General features: G+C 58.6%; 12 protein-coding genes and 3 pseudogenes. 2 read left to right on the top strand and 13 right to left on the bottom strand.

Going from position 1 to position 17670, the window contains the following annotated elements:
* Window positions 1-276: 276 nt before the first annotated feature.
* Window positions 277-1053, top strand: coding sequence for a succinate dehydrogenase iron-sulfur subunit (locus CQ13_RS14415; protein WP_057843556.1), 777 nt, complete (start codon window positions 277-279; stop codon window positions 1051-1053).
* A gap of 1974 nt (window positions 1054-3027) precedes the next feature.
* Here CQ13_RS14415 and CQ13_RS14405 read toward each other — a convergent pair.
* The 11 genes and pseudogenes from CQ13_RS14405 to CQ13_RS47110 form a co-directional block, all read right to left on the bottom strand.
* Window positions 3028-3459 carry a cyclase dehydrase gene (locus CQ13_RS14405; protein ID WP_245309176.1) on the bottom strand — a complete coding sequence of 144 codons (432 nt, stop codon included), beginning with the start codon at window positions 3457-3459 and terminating at the stop codon, window positions 3028-3030.
* Between the two features lie 100 nt (window positions 3460-3559).
* Window positions 3560-4756, bottom strand: coding sequence for a zinc-dependent alcohol dehydrogenase (locus tag CQ13_RS14400; protein ID WP_057843494.1), 1197 nt, complete (start codon window positions 4754-4756; stop codon window positions 3560-3562).
* A gap of 167 nt (window positions 4757-4923) precedes the next feature.
* Window positions 4924-5415 (bottom strand): annotated as a pseudogene (locus CQ13_RS41045) (YciE/YciF ferroxidase family protein).
* Between the two features lie 260 nt (window positions 5416-5675).
* Window positions 5676-5918: a hypothetical protein gene (locus tag CQ13_RS46805; protein WP_347337037.1), complete on the bottom strand. Its 243-nt coding sequence runs from the start codon at window positions 5916-5918 to the stop codon at window positions 5676-5678.
* 758 nt (window positions 5919-6676) lie between these two features.
* On the bottom strand, window positions 6677-7903 hold the full coding sequence (locus CQ13_RS14390) for a carboxylate-amine ligase (protein WP_057843492.1): 1227 nt from the start codon (window positions 7901-7903) through the stop codon (window positions 6677-6679).
* A 141-nt stretch (window positions 7904-8044) separates the two neighbouring features.
* A complete protein-coding gene (locus tag CQ13_RS14385; protein ID WP_430649684.1) occupies window positions 8045-9067 on the bottom strand; it encodes an asparagine synthase-related protein in 1023 nt (340 codons plus the stop codon).
* A 61-nt stretch (window positions 9068-9128) separates the two neighbouring features.
* A complete protein-coding gene (locus CQ13_RS47115; protein ID WP_063800077.1) occupies window positions 9129-9497 on the bottom strand; it encodes a hypothetical protein in 369 nt (122 codons plus the stop codon).
* A gap of 523 nt (window positions 9498-10020) precedes the next feature.
* Window positions 10021-11139: a site-2 protease family protein gene (locus CQ13_RS14375; RefSeq protein ID WP_057843490.1), complete on the bottom strand. Its 1119-nt coding sequence runs from the start codon at window positions 11137-11139 to the stop codon at window positions 10021-10023.
* Window positions 11140-11327: 188 nt separating this feature from the next.
* The gene (locus CQ13_RS14370) at window positions 11328-12227 is read right to left on the bottom strand and encodes a diacylglycerol/lipid kinase family protein (protein ID WP_197427338.1); all 900 of its coding nucleotides are present in this window, start codon (window positions 12225-12227) and stop codon (window positions 11328-11330) included.
* Between the two features lie 88 nt (window positions 12228-12315).
* Window positions 12316-13014, bottom strand: coding sequence for a phosphatase PAP2 family protein (locus CQ13_RS14365; protein WP_057843488.1), 699 nt, complete (start codon window positions 13012-13014; stop codon window positions 12316-12318).
* A gap of 216 nt (window positions 13015-13230) precedes the next feature.
* Window positions 13231-14257: pseudogene (locus CQ13_RS47110) on the bottom strand (TerC family protein).
* Between the two features lie 748 nt (window positions 14258-15005).
* Here CQ13_RS47110 and CQ13_RS14355 point away from each other — a divergent pair.
* Complete coding sequence (locus tag CQ13_RS14355; RefSeq protein ID WP_245309175.1) at window positions 15006-15659, top strand: GGDEF domain-containing protein; 654 nt, start codon at window positions 15006-15008, stop codon at window positions 15657-15659.
* Between the two features lie 75 nt (window positions 15660-15734).
* Here CQ13_RS14355 and CQ13_RS46435 read toward each other — a convergent pair.
* Window positions 15735-16078, bottom strand: a pseudogene (locus CQ13_RS46435) (NYN domain-containing protein).
* Window positions 16021-16479, bottom strand: coding sequence for an NYN domain-containing protein (locus CQ13_RS46430; RefSeq protein WP_283807506.1), 459 nt, complete (start codon window positions 16477-16479; stop codon window positions 16021-16023). The pseudogene CQ13_RS46435 and the gene CQ13_RS46430 overlap by 58 nt, the downstream one beginning before the upstream one ends.
* Window positions 16480-17670 lie beyond the last annotated feature (1191 nt).

Here is a 17670-nt window from a genome sequence, read left to right as displayed (position 1 = left end):
TGGTTATGGTTCCTGGTGGAACGGTCGCGGTCCGCGTCCTCGCTTGCGGCCTCCATAAACGATTGTTTGTCGAGACTACTGAATGACTGTGCGTTTCGTGGCCCGCTCTATCTGCTTTCGAGGTGCCACGCACAAACCACCTAGGGCGCAGGCCTTTTAGTGGCCTGAAATCAGCCAGAGCCAGGAACGATCCTTACAGGCCAGCATTCAGAACCACGGGTGGCCAGTTCGAAGACAGAAGACGGTGCGCTGGGGAAGGTCGTGCGAGGAGTGAACATGGTTCAATTCAGGCTGCCGCAAAACTCCAGGATCGGAACTGGAAGGACCTGGCCGAAACCTGCTTCAGCCAGTTTGCGTGAATTCCGGGTGTATCGATGGAATCCGGAAGACGGCGGGAATCCGCTCACTGACACCTATTTCGTCGACACGGACGATTGCGGACCGATGGTGCTCGACGGCCTGATCTGGATCAAGAACAACGTCGACTCGACGCTGACATTTCGTCGTTCATGCCGTGAAGGCATCTGCGGCTCCTGCGCGATGAATATCAACGGGCAGAATACGCTTGCCTGTACCATGGCGATGGATGCCGAAATAGGCGCGGTGATGATAAATCCCCTGCCGCACCAACCTGTGATCAAAGACCTTGTTCCGGATCTCACTAATTTCTTTGCGCAGCTCGCTAGCATCGAGCCTTGGCTGCAGACCAGGACTCCAACACCTGAAAAAGAGTGGCGGCAAAGCCATGAAGATAGGGAAAAGCTCGACGGCCTATACGAATGCATCCTTTGCGCCTGCTGCTCGACCTCATGCCCAAGCTATTGGTGGAATAGCGAGCGCTTTCTAGGACCGGCCGCCCTGTTGCAGGCCGCACGGTGGATCAGGGATAGCCGTGATGAAGCGACCGGTGAGCGGCTTGACAATCTGGAGGATCCGTTTCGCCTCTACAGGTGCCATACCATCCTGAACTGTGCGAAGGCGTGCCCCAAAGGGCTAAACCCATCGGAGGCGATTGCCGAGCTTAGATTGAAGCTGGTTGAGCGGAAGCTCTGATCATCGCCGCGTCGATGCGTTCGTGCCGATGGCTTTCGCCGTGAAGAGTAGGTTTCAGCCGAGGCTAGGCACGCGTGGCTTCAGATTTCTTCATCATTGGCCATCCTTTCGGATTAGCTGAGGATGAGGTGACGCCGATGAAGCCGCCTTGCATTAGGAACGATCATTTTGATTCACCGTTGCTAAAAACCCAATGAACTCGCGGGCGATCAATGTACGGTTTAGACTGGCCGAAAGGTAACGATGCCCCTCTTCTCTACGAGGCTCTGGATATAGCGATGCCTTATCTGGAGAAGGGGGGTCTTGCGGGACGTGTTGTTAATGCTGAGGAACTTGTCGCGGCAGAGATCCTTGATGCGTGGAGACGGGGTGTGCGGCACAAGATTGCCTTGGCTAACGCCGGAATTGTAGCCGCTGAAAGGCAAGTCGGGATGTTGCCATCCGTTTTCCCGAAAAGCGGGTAGAGCAAATTACAAACTCGACGGTTGGTGGGCGTGAATCGAAGCCTGATTGATTGCCAAGCTTGGCGAGCGATCTGCCGCGCCAGGGGCTGCAGTCAATTGATCTGACGTGAGACCCAGATGAGCGATGTACGTAACGTTGATCAATTAAGGTCCAAAATCGACTCTGGGCAGGCCGGTGACAAAATACCCTGGTCTGACCCTGCAGCTGCGCCGTTAGGAACCGATGATGAAGCGGGGGGTGCACCCCCTACGCGAGCGCAGGTTGCGGCAGCATATCGTCAGGAAGCGGGTAGGCCAGTTTCTTCTTCATCGCCGGTTGGGCGGGGTTTGGGGCAGGGCTGGTGGATCGTCGGGATAACGATACTGATTGCCCTCTCGATGATCGCCGTTCCCTTCTTGCGATAGCGCACCCCATATCGTCTGCGGTACGGCCTTGGCTCTTGCCTGATTAAGGTGTCTCGGTGCGAGTCTGGCTCTGATTTCAGATGGCGACCAGTTGAGCGATGCGGCATCAGCGAGTTATTGACATCGAGGGACATCAGAGGAAGGCAAGGCGCTGATCCGGCAATCGCGACGATTGACCCGAGCAAGTGAAACTGATGTGCCATATCTTCACCGGTCCGGAAGTGCGGGCCGTTGCAAAGGGCCGTTCGCTCGGCTTCGTAGCATCAGGTCATTTGGACGGTTCGGAAAGCAAGCAAGGACGTTGGGCGAACGGGCCATCGGTAGACGCAAGGGTCAGTTCACCCATGCGAAGATCAAAGCGCTCACGGACGATGAGGGCTTGCTGGGTCAGGTCGATCCACGCACCTATTGGACGCCTGCCTCTCCGACACCGGCGCCAAGCGGCTGAGTAATTCTCAGCGAACCTATGGCAGGTGATTTGAGGAGCGCCGCCAGGAGCCACTTCAATCTCCTAACGGCGCCTTATTGGGAACGCCTGATCTGCTTCGGTCGGTAGAATTTTGGAACCACCGTCGCATCTGATTGGTTCAGTGCGCCGGAGGATGAGATGCCCGCAATAGGCTTTCATGCATCGCATGAGCAGTTTCCGCCTTCTGAGTGCAGGCGTCGGAGGCTGCCGGCTTTGATTGCGCGATGTCATCGGACCATTTCCGACCCTGGGGGGCCGGCTCAGGGGCAATGATTTGCCTGGTCATGGCTCGGAGCTGCACTCCATGCAACGACTTTGAGCAGGCCAAAAAGGGAGGCGGAAGCGGAGCACCATTTACAACGGCGGTGGTTCTGGCGATCACGGCTTGCGTGGCGATGTTTGTGTGGCAATTCCTCACGTGGGTGCGAACTGAATTATCTATGTCTGGTGACGCACGGACTTCGGCGGCGCAGTTATCTCCTGCATTCGTTTCGATATTGACGACCAGAGGAGGTCGGATCGAGAGGAATTCGAAACGGCGAGAAGGTGGTCCTTGGCTCGCCAGCTGCTCACGGCATCTGCCAGCCGCAGTGCTGCCGGGCTTTCCTCAACCACCTGTACTTGCTTAGCCGCCTGTTACGTCCATGGACGCAGCAATTCCGGCGTCCTCATGTCATCCGGAACCTTGAAATCTCGAGCTGCTCCTCTCGCGGCTTGCAGACCCTGCGGAAAGCCGCTGCGGCCGCTGTAATCTCTTGCAGCAGTCTTCCGGCTAGCCTTTTCCGAATTCAAGCCGTTGGCGCAGGCCAAGTCGACGATTGTCACCGCGGCGAGAGCGGCGAGTGTAAGCGCGCTTCTGCCCTTGCTATTGTTGTCCTGCCTAAGACCCGTCGCGATGGTGGCGATGTCAGCGAGATCGCCAGCCACTCGGGTCCAAATCCAAGGTTCCGGATTGTGGCTGGTCAAAATGGCGGCGCCGGTTGCGATCTCGCGCGCACCGTAGCCGCGAACCACGTTCTCAATCCCTTCTACGCCGGCAGCCTTGCAAATAGCCTTCGGCGCGACCATCTCGGCGACTCCAAGAGCAATCGAGAAGTAGCCGAGGCCCCTCGCGAGTTTGTCGTGCGGCGATTGCGAGCGCCCGGGCAGGGCGGTTCTACGAACCACATCATCCATGGAGCGCTCCGTTCATTGCGGGCTTCAACACCACCTTGATGCAGCCATCCTGCTTATCCCGGAAGGTCTTGTACATCTCAGGCCCGCTTCCAAGTGGCTCGGTATGGGTGATGACGAAGGACGGGTCTATTTGATTTTCGAGTACCCGATTGAGCAGGTCGTCAGTCCAACGGTTTACGTGTGTCTGACCGGTCCGGATGGTCAAACCCTTGTTCATGACGGCGCCCAGCGGAATCTTGTCCAGCAGGCCGCCATAAACGCCAGGTATTGAGAGGACGCCGGCAGGACGGCAGACATACATCATCTCGCGAAGCACATGCGGGCGATCGGTTTCCAGCATCATGGCTTGCTTGGCACGGTCGTATATCGAATCCACCGAACCGGTTGCATGAGCCTCCAGGCCTACGGCATCGATGCACTTTTCCGGACCCTTGCCGCCGGTCAGTTCGTTCAATCGCTCCACCACGCTTTCCTCTTCGAAGTTGATCGTGATGGCTCCTCCCGCCTTGGCCATCGAAAGACGCTCCGGCAGGCGATCGATCGCGATAACCCGCTCGGCGCCGAGCAACACAGCGCTTCTGACCGTCATTTGGCCGACAGGGCCACAACCCCAGATCGCCACAGTGTCTGTGGGCTGGATGTCGCACTGAACCGCAGCCTGCCAGCCGGTCGGAAAGATGTCGGACAGGAACAGTAGCTTTTCGTCCGGAACGCCCTCCGGGACCTTGATGTGGGTGGTATCGGCAAACGGGACCCGCAGATATTCCGCCTGTCCGCCGGCATAGCCGCCGGTCAGGTGTGTATAGCCAAACAGGCCAGCGGTCGTGTGCCCGAACGCCTTATCGGCAAGGTGCTTGTTGCGGTTCGTTGTTTCGCAAACGGAGAAGTTTCCCCGCCTGCATTGCTCACATTCGCCACAGATGATGGTGAACGGTATGACGACGCGGTCGCCCACCTTAAGCGATTTCCTTGCCGCGGCTCCAACCTCCACGACCTCGCCCATGCTCTCGTGGCCCATGACATCTCCGGCCTTCATACCGGGCATGAAGTGGTCGTAGAGATGCAGGTCCGAGCCACAGATTGCGCAGCTAGTCACCTTGATAATCGCGTCCCGCTCGTGCTCGATCGCTGGATCGGGCACGCTCTCGCAGCGAATGTCCGTGGTGCCCTGCCAAACAAGTGCCTTCATCGCGGCCTCCGCGTTACAAGCTTCGGCGTCTGTGCCTCTTGAACATCAAATGAACGCGTTTGTTCCTCGAGCATTTTTTGGGGTGAGGTCACCAGGTCATGTGGCCTTACGCAGTTTATGAATGTCCTGACCGCGCCTTGCTGCGATTGCGCTGTGCCGCCTTGCCTTCAGGCGTCCTCTTCTTCCTCTTGCTCGGCTTCCAGGTTGATTACTGAAGTCGCAAGCTCGGTTAGCGCCTGATCGGTTGCTTCCTCCTCTTCCAGCGTCTCCTGAAGCAGATTTGCGGTCTGACATCCCGAGTTGTTCAGCCAGGTGCGAAGGGTGCCATAACGGGAGATTTCGTATTGCTCGACCGCTTGTGCGGCAGCGACAAGACCGGCGTCCAGCGCGGGTATCCCGCGAAACTCCTTCTGATTTCAGCGCCCTCATCGGCGATGCCATTGATCCCCTCGCACGGCTTTCCACGAGCTGGCTTGCCAAAGATGCGAAAGCCCGGTCGAGCCGTTTGACCTGACCCTGAGTCTCACCGAGGTGCTTGTTGAAAGCTGCCGTCAGCTCCTTGGACTGCGCCGTCTTCGCCATCTTTGGCAATGTCTTAATGATCTTATTCTCAGTATAAAGTAGATGTCCTTGAGCGCCTCGTGGAAGAGATCGCTCAATTTCTTCTACGGTCGGCTGGTGCGACGCGCAGTTGATTTTATCTTCTTCGCTCGTTTCGCCAAAACTTCTCCTGTGTGCCACTTGAAAAGTGCCTGTCCTGATCGATCAATGTTTGCGTGACGTCGAAAGTTCCAATTGGCCAGGCGGAAGTCCTGGCGCGCGAGGAACTGCTTGAGATAGGCAAGCTCTCCGACCTGGAGCTCAAAAGATGCCTCGCCGTAGGTTTGCAGCTGCGTCCCGTGGTCGGGGGAAGGCAATCCTACTTCAGCAGCCAGTCCAGCGATGAGACCAGGCGTTCAGTTGCATGCTCGGCGTACCACTGGCCGCGGCTGAAAATCACGAAGCGCGAATCGAAATCGACAGGCGCCTGGCTGCCACAGAAGCGTCCTTGCGCTTCATCGTGATAGTGGCGCGCAGATAAACCGGTGCCTTTCCATTCGGCGCGACCACGCCGGCCAAGCGCGCCACGGGCCTCAGTAGAGGATGGCAATGCTCCTGCCACTGCTTGACGAACATCCAGTGCGCGCTATTTGGCGCAATGATGTGAGCAATCGGACCGAGATTCTCGAGGGAACGCTGAAGCACGCGATCGTACCGGGTCGGCGAGTGCAAGACTGATGCTCCATCCCGCAGACGTATAATAGTTATGCGAACCGGCAAAATGGATCACACCCATCGCCCGTATTGGCCCGCTGTCTACAATCCAGACTGAGGCTGCAACGGGCTTGGCGACCTCCAGAGAAGCGTAAGTGATTTGCTCGGCGTTCAGGTGAGGCGCCTGCAATTGCCGGCCCGTGGGCAGAACACGTTGGTCCCGTTCGATGGCAAGAACAAAGTGGACTGCGGCTCGTTCCGCCGCTCCGTTCTGGCTTCATACGTGGTGATTCGGCCATCTGGGCAATGGAACCAACAACCAAGTTGGTGGTTTGTGGCGCACGGCCGATGCGGACGTACCATCGGCGTTGGAACGCCGCCGCTTAGGCTGACCCCCGGCCTAGGGGCGGCGTTTTCGTCCCACGCAAGATGGGGATTCGTTCGGAGACTCCTTTTTCCGCAAGTTTCGTCAGGTGAGCAGGAGCTACCCGGCGGCGTGTGCCGAGATGGAGTGGGAGCCGCGCTGCGGCAAAAGCTGGTCCTGTCGAGCAGCATGGCTGCTGAAATAGATATCGCCTTTCGCGTTATTCTCGTTTCAAGAGTGCGGGATCTCCGATACGAAACCTCAATCATCCACTGACTTGCCAAACAGTGGCGAAAATCAGATTACGGCTCGATGCCAAAGCGGCGGCTTCGCAATGCTTGCTCCGAGCCTGTCGCGGAAGCGATCCACTTCAGAACGGCCGATATGTCTTCCCCCGATTCCCGATAAGTCGAAAGCTGACAATCCGCCGAACTTCCGCGCTCCACAATGAGCCGGCAATGCTCGACTTCGCTGGAGCAGCCAAGTGCTGAGGCATCTTCCGATACTCGTTGGATCAGCGAGGACAGCGCATCCTTGATCGGTATGGGGCCATCCTTCGAGGCAAAAATGCAGTCCGTTCCATAGCGTTGGGCGCGCCATTTATTCTCAACTGCGATCGCCCGATCAACGCTGGTGACCAGGTGCGAGAGAGCCGGCCTTTCATGGAGGTGTCGTACCAGCGAGCGGTACAGGGAGGCGACAGCGAGCGCGTCATCGATGGATGTGCAGACATCGGGAGCGCGCAGCTCCAGGGTAGGGTGGCGCGACGACGGTCGCATTGCCCACCAGATGTAGCTTTCGTCCGGAATCACCCCGGAGTCCTTCAACGCCGCAACGTACGCGTCGTATTCCCGTTTGCTCTCGAAGACCTCGGGAAGACCGGTCCGCGGCAGTTCGTCGTAGGCGGCAAGCCGATAACCCTTCAATCCGGTCTCCTTCGAATTCCAGAAGGGTGAGGAGGTTGAGAGGGCGATGAGCAGGGGGATGTGCGGTATCATGGCTTGCATGACGGCGAAGCGGTTCTCGGGATCCGGAAGCTGGACGTGCACATGCATTCCACAAAGCATGTTGCGGTGGCCGATGGTCCGAAGGTCCTCGATCATCTCCTCATAGCGTGGTTTTGGGCTCGGAACGGATTGCCGCCAGATCGCGGTCGGATGCGTGCCGCATGCCATGATGGCGAGCCCGTATTGAGCGGCCACCGCAGCAACTTCGCGGCGGAGGAATTTCAGTTCTTCCCGCGCGTCTCTTATGTCCAGGTGAATGTTTGTCGCGACCTCAAGTTGGGCCTGCAGCATTTCCCGCATCGCTTGCCCGCCGGTGGACCAACTTGCGGCTTCGAACAACTCGTTGGGTGTCTGGATAGCAACGTTCAGGCTTGTCGCATCGGCCAGGAAATACTCCTCCTCGATTCCGAAGGAGTATTCAGAAGTATCCTCCTGGCCAGCGGCCGAGCGGATTATGATGTGACTGTTGTCGCGGCTCAGGCCCAAACGCAACATCTTCATGATCTTGGGGTCAAATTGCATGAGCCTGCAGCCATGTCTCGAGAAGGGCCGCTTGCCACAATCGGGAATGTCCCTTTGGACTCATCTCAGCTTCGGGATTCTTCAGCATGTGCTCGATAAACTCAGTACGATAGAGTGCGCGTTTCCTTGCGCGCTTGGACCTCAGGATTTCCTTGACGCCGGACAGGAAGGTCCGCGCAGGTATCGGAGCGAGGGAACCGGCAAATATCCCTTGGAGCGGTCGATAACTTCTGCCGGTACGAACTTTCTCGCCGCCTCCCTCAGAATGTACTTGCCGTCGCCCCTGACCTTGAGATTCGCCGGGATGCGAGCCGCCAGCTCGACCACCTCGTGATCTAGGAACGGCACGCGAGCTTCCAGGCCATGGGCCATGGTCATACTGTCGACCCGCTTGACGGGATCGTCGACCAACATGATTTCAGTATCAATTTGCAGGGCCTTGTCGACCGCCGTTGACGCCGAGGGTCTGTGCAAAGAAATCCTCGACAAACCCGAGGCTGAAATCTTTCGAACAAACTCGGGCGACATCAGTCTGGCTAGATCGACATGACTCCAATCGAAATAGGCCCCTTGATACTGCTCGGTCGCATCGTCGGCGGCGAGGAACGACGGAGACCAACTATAGCCTCCGGACACCTCATCTGCGCCCTGGCCGGTTTGGACAACTTTCACGCGCTGGGCGACCTCGGCAGAAAGCAAGAAGAACGCTACGGAGTCGTGGCTGACAATCGGCTTTGACATCGCTTCAATAGCGCCGCCCTCCGTGTAGTAGAGCGGCTTGATGCCCAGACGATCCCGCGCGAGTACAACTCGTCCGCTGTCTCGTTCCCAAACTGCAAAAGCGAACATTCCTTTAAACTTGCGAACGCAGTTAGGGCCCCAGGTATGGTAAGACTTTAGGATGACCTCGGTGTCACCCTCCGAGAAGAAACGATAGCCTTTGGCACCGATCTCCGATTTCAGTTCGCGAAAATTGTAGATACAGCATTTGAAGACGAGCCAAAGACCTAGCTCATTGTCGATCATCGGTTGCTGGGATGCGGGCGCGAGATCCAGGATTCTGAGGCGGCGGTGGCCGAACGCCAAATTGCCTCGGACAAAAAAGCCCACGGCATCCGGACCGCGGGAGTGCATCGACAGGGTTGCTCTCGTGAGTTCCCACAAGGAAACCTCGCCACTGGTCCGCACCTCACCACAAATCCCGCGCATGTCTTTGAGCTCGCTGCTATTCGCCGCGCGCGATAACCCTCTGCAAACGCATGTGTTCCTGTTTTATTTTCCACTGAGTTGGACCGCATGAGAGGAACGATCTCCGCAGGTTTGGAGACAGGGGCGCCAGTGCATGATTCAGCGGCACCTCAGTCCAGTCCGGCTCTTTGTCGAAAGACTCCGAAACCACGATCAGCTGTTCGCCGTTCTCACGAAAATACAAAGTATTCGCGCTGTCGTGCTCGGCGAGCCGAAGGCATAGCGTTACGCGGCCATTGGAAGCTGCGGCGGTAAAGCGCAGCTGCTCCCGATCTCCGTCCTCGTTTACGAATTCGCAGAGGCATTGCAGGACACGCCATGTGGCTTCGACTGGATACTTATCCAATCCGGCCCCCCATCATTGCCAAGAAAACACACACGAACGGGTGGCAGTTCTGTCGGGTTACCGCAGTGCCAGTCGCTGCATGCACGTGAGCGAAAAATACGTGCGAGTGCAGATGCCGGCACCGGTAACGGAGGTTCTCGTCCGACCAGGCAGGCCGGGTTTGCCGTTACAAGCCGGGTTCTGGATGGTTGCCGCACCAGCCCAAGTCAAATCCATCGCCGTTGGTCCAGGCGGTGGATTCGAGAGCGCGGAGGCTTTGGGCTACAAGTGAGTGCTCCGGCTAGTCACGTGAGGCTCGAACGCGGTAGTCTCCCCCCGGTAAGCGATCCAGCGGCACATCGAAAGTGTCCTCTATTAAATTGCGCTTCGACTGCAGAGGGTTAGGGAATGGCCAGCCGCGGGTTCGCTGCAGCTGGGGAGATGCCGAGACGCCTCCCGGAACGTAATCGCCGCTCAGGCCATTGATTCCTCCTGGTCTCGGCAGCAGGCAATCAGCACCCAAATCCTGCGGCAAGTACCCCTTTCAGGCTGCCGCGCGCCGGTGGCCACCGCCCAGGCGGTATCCAGGCGGCATCGCGCCAGCTATCATCAGCATTTCGCCAAGCGTTTCGGAGCTCACGAGCCCAACCAGCCGGCCCGCAGCATCGAGTACGCCGACTGCGGGCGCGCCCTTTTCCTGAAGGAGCTTGAGCGCGTCTTCCAGCGTGCAACGGCGGTCGCACGTCGGCAACGGCGACAATGTCGCTTGCTTGACGTGGGCCTCCGGGCCGGACTCCTTCAGAACTCGGATGAGGTCGGCGCGCGATAGAATGCCGACCGGCCGCTGCACGTGATCCACGATCGGGAACTCGCTCTGGCTGGTGCGCAGCAGGAGCTCGATCGCCTCGTCGATGCGCGATTCCGGCGTGAGCGCCGCGAATTGCGTCATCGTGGCGGCGCCGACCGGCACGCCTTGCGACAAGGAGCGGAGGGCGACCATATGAGCCTCTGCGGAGGCTGCCAGATAGACGAAGATCGCGATAAAGACCAGCATGGGGCTCCCGAAGAGGCCGATAAAGCCGAGCACGAATGCGACCCACTGACCAACCGTCGCGGCGATCTCGGTGGCGCGCACGAAGCCGAATCGCGCTGAGAGGGCCGCGCGCAGGATGCGTCCGCCGTCCATAGGGAAGGCCGGGATCAGGTTGAAGATTGCGAGGAACAGATTCACCGATGCGAGCCTGTCGACCATAGAGACTTTGGCGCTCTCGACTGTGGCGAGCGAGCCGCCGTCCGGTGTCGCGCTAGTGACCAGGACAAGACCGAACGCAATCGCCACATTGACCAGCGGGCCCGCGATCGCGATGAGAAATTCCTTCCGCGGCTCTTCCGGAATGCGCTCCAGCCGCGCAACGCCACCGATCGGAAGCAGAACGACATCGGGCGTCAGAATGCCGAAGCCGCGCGCCGTCAGGATGTGGCCGAATTCATGCGCCAGCACGCAGAGGAACAGAAGCACCATGAAGAGAAGCCCGCTCCAGGCGGCCTCGGCCCCGCCGGAAACGTAGCTCGTGCCGAAAATCCAGGCGAGGAAGAGGATGAACGTGATGTGGATCCGAATGGCTGTTCCTGAGATAGAACCGATTTTCATGGACCAAGACATGGCTTGCCTCGCAATGGTCGGGCGCTAGGGCTGAGTTAAGCGCGAAGTGGTGCTTCTTCGAGAGCTGCGGCTTATGATGAACTGCTTTTCCTGCGACCGCTCGCAAGCGCAGTCCCATGGGTGTCGATTGAAACACGACGCCGGCAGATCCGGCGGCCAAGTTGTCCGCGCGAGCGAATGGCGAGCAGCTATGGATCATTCGCGGCAGGGGCGAGAACGCGCAAAGCGGCGGGCATGATCTTGTAGCGCAGCGGAGTTTCCATCGACCGGATTTCACCATCGAGCGCAACCAATAATCGCTTTCGATGAGAACTAACTTCGAGGGCGGTGACTTTGATGCTACGTAAATTGTGTTGATCAACCATGCCGAACACGCATTTCAGGCCGAGCCATAACAGCCCAAGCCGGCTTTGCGGCTTCGCAACCAACAGGGCCAACTCGCCCCTGTCCAGCGCCGGACGCCTTCCCAAGGCAGCGCCTCTCAATTCGTATGCATTGTTTCCAATTAACACAAATGGGCTACGAAACGTGTCATGACAGTCGTCTGCGCGAATTGAAAGGCGGCGGAGCGGCAAGCTTCGGAACGCCCTTAGGCTGGCCAAAGCCATGGCCGGCCATTTTGACAATCCCCGACGCTTCCTTCGCCGATCTCGATCTAGAACCAGGTAAGGATAGATGCCGATGGATGAGTTGTTGATAAAAATTTGGCCATTCACGTTGCCGACGTCGACACGTCGAGCCGCTCCCGCTGCAATGATGGTGACCGCATCAGTAACATCAGAAGGAATCTTGAGGTCCTTTGCAAAGTTGTTCAAGGTACCTAACGGAATAACACCAAACGGAATGTCCGCACCTACCAATGCACTGGCGACCGTGCGGGTGGTGCCATCACCACCGCCTGCGATAATTGCGTCAAATTCGCCCGCCGCGGCTCTTCTCGCCGCCTGCTTGGCTCCTTCCTGCAGATCCGGCCCCTCGAGGAATTCTAGCGTAGCGGAGATGGTGTGTCGCTCAAAGGCGGCCCTTAGCTCCGCATGCAGCTCTTCTTGCTTCTTCTTCGCGGCGGTGCCGGAAGAGGAATTGAGCAAGATATTGATCCGCTGGGGTTTCAGGGTGGCCTCACTATGATGCGGACCTCTAACCCAAATCGGCTTCAGTTGTTCCGGAGCCTGGAATCTAAACATGTGTGTCGGGCTGGAGGCGGAACATGAGCGCCCAGAACGCTAGCGCCCAGGCGGATCCAAAGCACCAGCCCGCAAGGATGTCGGTGGGGTAATGAACGCCTAGATAAATCCGGCTTACGCCGATCAGAATGATCAACGTTATCGCCGCGGCCATGAAAAAGATTCGAAGGTGCTGAGACGTGGTGCGTCTGGCAAGAACCATCGCTAACGTCATATACGTGATTGCCGATAACGCGGCATGTCCACTGGGAAAGCTCGCAGTGAAGACCCTCACCGCTGGAGCGAGCAGGTCAGGGCGGGGCCTCGCAAACTGAATTTTGAGCAGAGTATTGATTGCTTCACCGCCGGCAACGGCGATTAACACGAGCAGTGCTGTTGCGCGTGCCCCACTAAGAAGCAGGTATCCAATGAACGTAGAAACGATAATTCCCAATACCATGACGCTGCCTAGCGCCGTGACATCGCGAGCGGCTCCCAGTATCCATGGTGGGCCAGTGGGCTCAGAGAGACTGTCCGCACCGCCGCGCAAAGCAACGATAATAAATTGGTCGAAGTTGGTGCTCCGACCTTCCATGACCTGAGTGGCGATAAAGCCAAACATGAGAACAAGCGCAGCAATCAAGAAAGCAGAAACGAGCAGCCATGTCTCGGTGTTCCAAATTACGATGAAGCGTTGTCGAAGGCGTCGCATTAGTTGGCACCTGTTGTCGGCAGTTCGTTGGCAAACACTGGGCCTAGATTGGGCGGGCTCGGGAACATTCCGGTCTCTGATATTCGCCACGGCATGATGCGCTGCACTGGTTGGAACGGACCCACCAGGCAGATGGGCCTGCGGCCATATGTAAAGCTAATCAAGTGAAACGGACCACGATGATATCCTCCTGTTCCTGGCGCGACGATCCCGGCATCAACCCGGAGGGACTGCCGAAGTGTTGCGCCGTTCTGTTGGACCGTCAGCGGACGTTTTCGGAGCGGCGGGCCTGGTGCGCCAGAATGAATAGGCGACGCCGCCAATCAGGACTGAGAGCGTGACCGCGAGCGATACCATCGGGTCAATCTTCCCGAACAGCACGTTGTAGAAAATCTTCACCCCGGCCAAGCCGAGCAGCAAGCCCATCGCGGCCTTCAAGTGCTCAAAGCGCCGGATCACATCTGACAAAGCGAAGTAAAGCGCGCGCAGACCCAGCACCGCGAAAATGTTCGATGTGTAGACGATATAGGGGTCGGTAGTGATGGCGAAGATCGCGGGCACGCTGTCGACCGCGAACAGAACGTCGCTCAATTCCACCAGAAGCAAACTCAGGAAGAGTGGCGTCGCGGTCAGCCGGCCGGGACGGCCATCGGACTGTAGCTCGCGAACGAAGAATCGGCTGCCGTAAAGCTTATCGGTCACCGGCAGCATCCGCCGCAGGAGGTTGTGGAAGGGCTTTTGCAGCGGCTCGCCAGCATGGCCGTGGGACCGGGCGATGCGATAGCCGGCATAAAGCAGGAAGGCGGCCGAAGAGGGGCAGAACCCAAGCGAACTCGTGCACCAGAGCGGCACCCAGCCCGATCAGACCGGCGCGGAGCACCAGTACGCTCACGATGCCCCAGAAGAGCACCCGGTGTTGATGTTCGCGCGGAATCGCCAGCGTCCCAAATATGGCTGAGATGACGAAGACGTTGTCCAGCGAGAGACTCTTCTCGATCAGATAGCCGCTGAAGAAGGCCGCGCCGGCTTCAGAGCCGAGGCTCCACCAAGTCCAGGCTCCAAACGCGACCGCGGCGAGAACGTAGGCGCTGCTCAACAGCAAGCTTTCCTTCAGGGGAATTTCACGCGACCGGCGGTGGAGCACTCCGAGATCGAAGGCCAGCAGCCCCAGAACGATGCCGCCAAAAAGGGCCCAAAGCCACATGGGCCTATCGAGGAACATAGCGTCGAACGCCCACGCCATGTCATTTACCGATGGGACGCCGGCCGGCGGCGCAGTCGTCTTTCACGCAGAGTAACGAGCACTGCAAGACGTGCGACCCGCGCACTTCGCGCCGAAAGCCAGCCGTTTTTCGGGTGGGAGAATCTCCGGCCTGCTCGGGGCTCCTGTAGCAGTGGTTCTGCAGGCGACCTCACATTTGCCAGTTGTTTAATTGTACTCGCCTTCATCACAATTCTGACGAGGGGCACCAGCCCCTTTTCCGGAGCGTCGCAGCGCACGACAACCAACCCGACGATACTGATGTGGGCCAGGATCGCAGCCGAATGAGCAAACAGCTACGTCCCCTTATCATTTTGAAGCGCATCCGTTCCCAAGCGCAACGACCGCTGCTCGAGTGGGTTTGCCTGCTGGGGATTTTAACGCGAAGGACGACAAATTGATCCTAAGGTTTGCCCGAACGCCGGCAGCGAGGCAAAGGCCTGCCACGACCGTGCAACTTTAACTTCCCCAGGCCCGACTGCGCAATTTTAGCTTTGATCTTGTAGCGGCGTTAACGGCATCCCACGGAGCAAACGGGCCTTAACCCGTCGTGAAGCTGAAGAGGTTCATGCTGATTGCAACAACGGCAGAGCGCATGGCGAACCATATCATTACGCACAGGGATGCGCTGCGCCACACCGCGGCTCGCTCAGCCGTGAGCATGGGTCTGACCGTTGTCTTGACATTGTCCTTGTGCCTTATCCAGTTTGGACCCGATCCGGATGCGTTCGTGCGCGCCGGCTTCGTGACCAAGTCGTCGATCATCATCAGCATGATCATTTCGGGTCTGCTGACGGCAGGCCTGAGCTATCGATCCGCTTTGGTGATGCTTGAATTGGCCCTGGCGCGCGCCGAGTTGCTGCGGATTTCCGGTACCGATCAGTTGACCGGACTGCTCAACCGACGGGGCTTTGACCAAGCGGCCGAATCGGCCTTGGCAAAGGCGCAAGAGGCGAACGTGCCTACGACCGTGCTGATGTGCGACATCGACCGCTTCAAGGCGATCAACGACCAGTTCGGGCACGAATTCGGGGACAAGGTGCTCATCGCGATCGCGGAGGTGTTGCGCTCCTTCGCCGAGCGAAGACAGATGCTGGTGGCAAGGCATGGCGGGGAAGAATTTGCCATTCTGATGACCGGGGTATCCAAGGAACGCGCCGCCGAGTATGCGGAAGAGCTGCGGCAGGCCTGTGCCGACAAGGAAATCTCAAACGAACAGATTTCAGCCTGCGTGACGATCAGCATCGGGCTGGCCGGATGCCACGGTGAAACGGAGCTGGCCAAGGTCATGCGCATCGCCGATCAGGCTCTCTATGCGGCCAAACGTCGAGGGCGCAATCGCGTCGTCCGGGCGGACGTCTTGGCGGATTCGATCGCGGCGTAGTCCCAGGCGCATGCCGGACGATGGCGGCCTGGCGATCACAAGTGCGACCTCGTTTTGCGCGGCTCCGCAGCAGCATCAGCCATTGAATTCGTCGACATTCCCGTGCGGTCGTGTGGCAGTAGCGCGCTGAGCGAATTGCGGCGTGCGCAGGTCGCCGCGCTCCCGCGGCGGGCGTTCGGATAGGTCTCGGCTCACCTTGGCTGGCAGCTCCGTCAGGTCGGTGAAGGCATCCGCCTGGCGGCGGAGTTCGTCGGCGATCATCGGCGGCTGGGTGGCGATGCTGGAGACCACCGTGACGCGGACGCCGCGGCGCTGCACCGCCTCGACAGTGAGCGAAAATCGCCGTCGCCCGAAAACAGGATCATCTCGTTGATCCGGCCGGCGAGCTCCATGGCATGGACCGCAAGCTCGATAGCCATACTGCCCTTAGGCTTGCGGCGGCCGGAAGCGTCGACGAATTCCTTGGGGCTTTGGTGATGACGGTGTAGCCGTTGTAGTCGAGCCAATCGACCAGCGGCCGGATCGAGGAGAACTCCTGATCCTCAATAATGGCCGTGTAGTAAAAGGCGCGGAGTAGCGTGCCGCGGCCCCGGAATTCCTCCAGGAGGCGCTTGTAGTCGATGTCGAAACCAAGCGTCCTGGCGGTGCCGTGAAGATTGGCGCCGTCAATGAAGAGCGCAAATCTTGGTGGACGCGGAAGACATTTTGGCGGCTCGAATTGCGTCCGTACGGGGCAGGCGATTCCGCACAGGCTCCGGTTTATCAAAGCGGTCTGAAGTTGAGGTTGGGGCGGCCTTTGACGATTGCCGCTCACTCGCATTCTTTGCACTCGTTCAAGAATTCAAGCTCCGACAAGGAGAATGTATTCCCAATTGTTTGTAGTTTCAAAAGCTTTTTCGCTAACACTTGAACCTTCGCGGAGAAGCAAGAGACAGATGACTGCGATGCCGGAGCAACTCCCATTTTTCGAGACCCACCTGAGAAAACGCGGCCGGGCCTGCAGGTGGTACCTGTGCACGGCCGATGGCCATGCCGTCATGCAGGGATCGGAAGCAAGCCGGACCGCCGCCAGGTACCAGGCCAATCGCGCGCTGTTTCTGATGCTGATGGTTTCGGCTTATCACCCGCCTCGGCTCAGCAGTCGGCGCGGGAGCACCTCACGCCGAAACCGGTCACCAGCCAGCTGAGCCAGACATCCAGTGCGCCGCAGGCCGATTGGCTGCGGCCATTATGTTTCGGACCCGGTTATCGCGCCGGTTGGGGGCACCATCCGGAGTGCCTGGGAGCCGGGGCCCGTACCCGTACGGCACCCGGGCAAGTCTAGCCCCTCGTATCAATTCAACGCCAGCCGGTTGGATGCAGGTTCGCCTGAATACAAGTTCGCGTGCGGCAATCTGAGCGGAGCCGACCCGCGACGGGTGGTCCGCCGACGGAGCGTCGTCGTTTGGTCGCCGATCCGAAGGCGAACTTCGCCTTGGTTAGGCCGATCTGCGGTCTGCCTCGCCTAGCGCCCTTCGCCGACGGACTCTAGCTCACCCAGATTAGTACGGCCGCTCTCGGCTGCCCGAAGGAGTGCTTCGGCAACTCGTTTTCGCGTTTCGTGATTGCCGCCGTTGGGCAGCTTTCGGCAAACGGTCTCGAGTGCGACTTCCAAATTTGCAGCTTTTATCCGGCCAAACTTCTTCATGAGATCTGACCTCGAAAAATACAGAAACGGTGAAAGATTAGCATTTGGCGGCCCGCAGAGGGAATCCGCTCGACATTGCACCTGCGAGATGACGCGTGCGAAGCAGAGGCGGTCGCGACCACCACGGTTGGTGAAGGTTCTAGCCTATAGCCGGTCATCCGTATTTCTACGGTCGCAGAATCCTCTTCCATTGTCGGCTTCAAGACAGACGAGCCGATTTGCAAACGCTTGGATGCCTCGGTTTCAACACCTGAAAAATACTTCTCGATCGCCCGGCCAACAGCCGGGCTTTTCGTTTGCGGCAGCTGAGGTTCGATCAAGGCG

Origin of the sequence: Bradyrhizobium retamae (assembly GCF_001440415.1) — a bacterium.
GTDB lineage: Bacteria > Pseudomonadota > Alphaproteobacteria > Rhizobiales > Xanthobacteraceae > Bradyrhizobium > Bradyrhizobium retamae.
This window is presented reverse-complemented; position numbering and strand designations above follow the sequence as displayed.

Excerpts from the sequence above, each read along its gene's own strand:
- CQ13_RS14365 (WP_057843488.1), bottom strand. The coding sequence starts at position 13,014 with ATGCGACGCCTTCGACAACGCTTCATCGTAATTTGGAACACCGAGACA.
- CQ13_RS14405 (WP_245309176.1), bottom strand. The coding sequence starts at position 3,459 with ATGGTCGCGCCGAAGGCTATTTGCAAGGCTGCCGGCGTAGAAGGGATT.
- CQ13_RS46430 (WP_283807506.1), bottom strand. The coding sequence starts at position 16,479 with ATGCGAGTGAGCGGCAATCGTCAAAGGCCGCCCCAACCTCAACTTCAG.
- CQ13_RS14415 (WP_057843556.1), top strand. The coding sequence starts at position 277 with ATGGTTCAATTCAGGCTGCCGCAAAACTCCAGGATCGGAACTGGAAGG.
- CQ13_RS14400 (WP_057843494.1), bottom strand. The coding sequence starts at position 4,756 with ATGAAGGCACTTGTTTGGCAGGGCACCACGGACATTCGCTGCGAGAGC.
- CQ13_RS14390 (WP_057843492.1), bottom strand. The coding sequence starts at position 7,903 with ATGCAATTTGACCCCAAGATCATGAAGATGTTGCGTTTGGGCCTGAGC.
- CQ13_RS14375 (WP_057843490.1), bottom strand. The coding sequence starts at position 11,139 with ATGTCTTGGTCCATGAAAATCGGTTCTATCTCAGGAACAGCCATTCGG.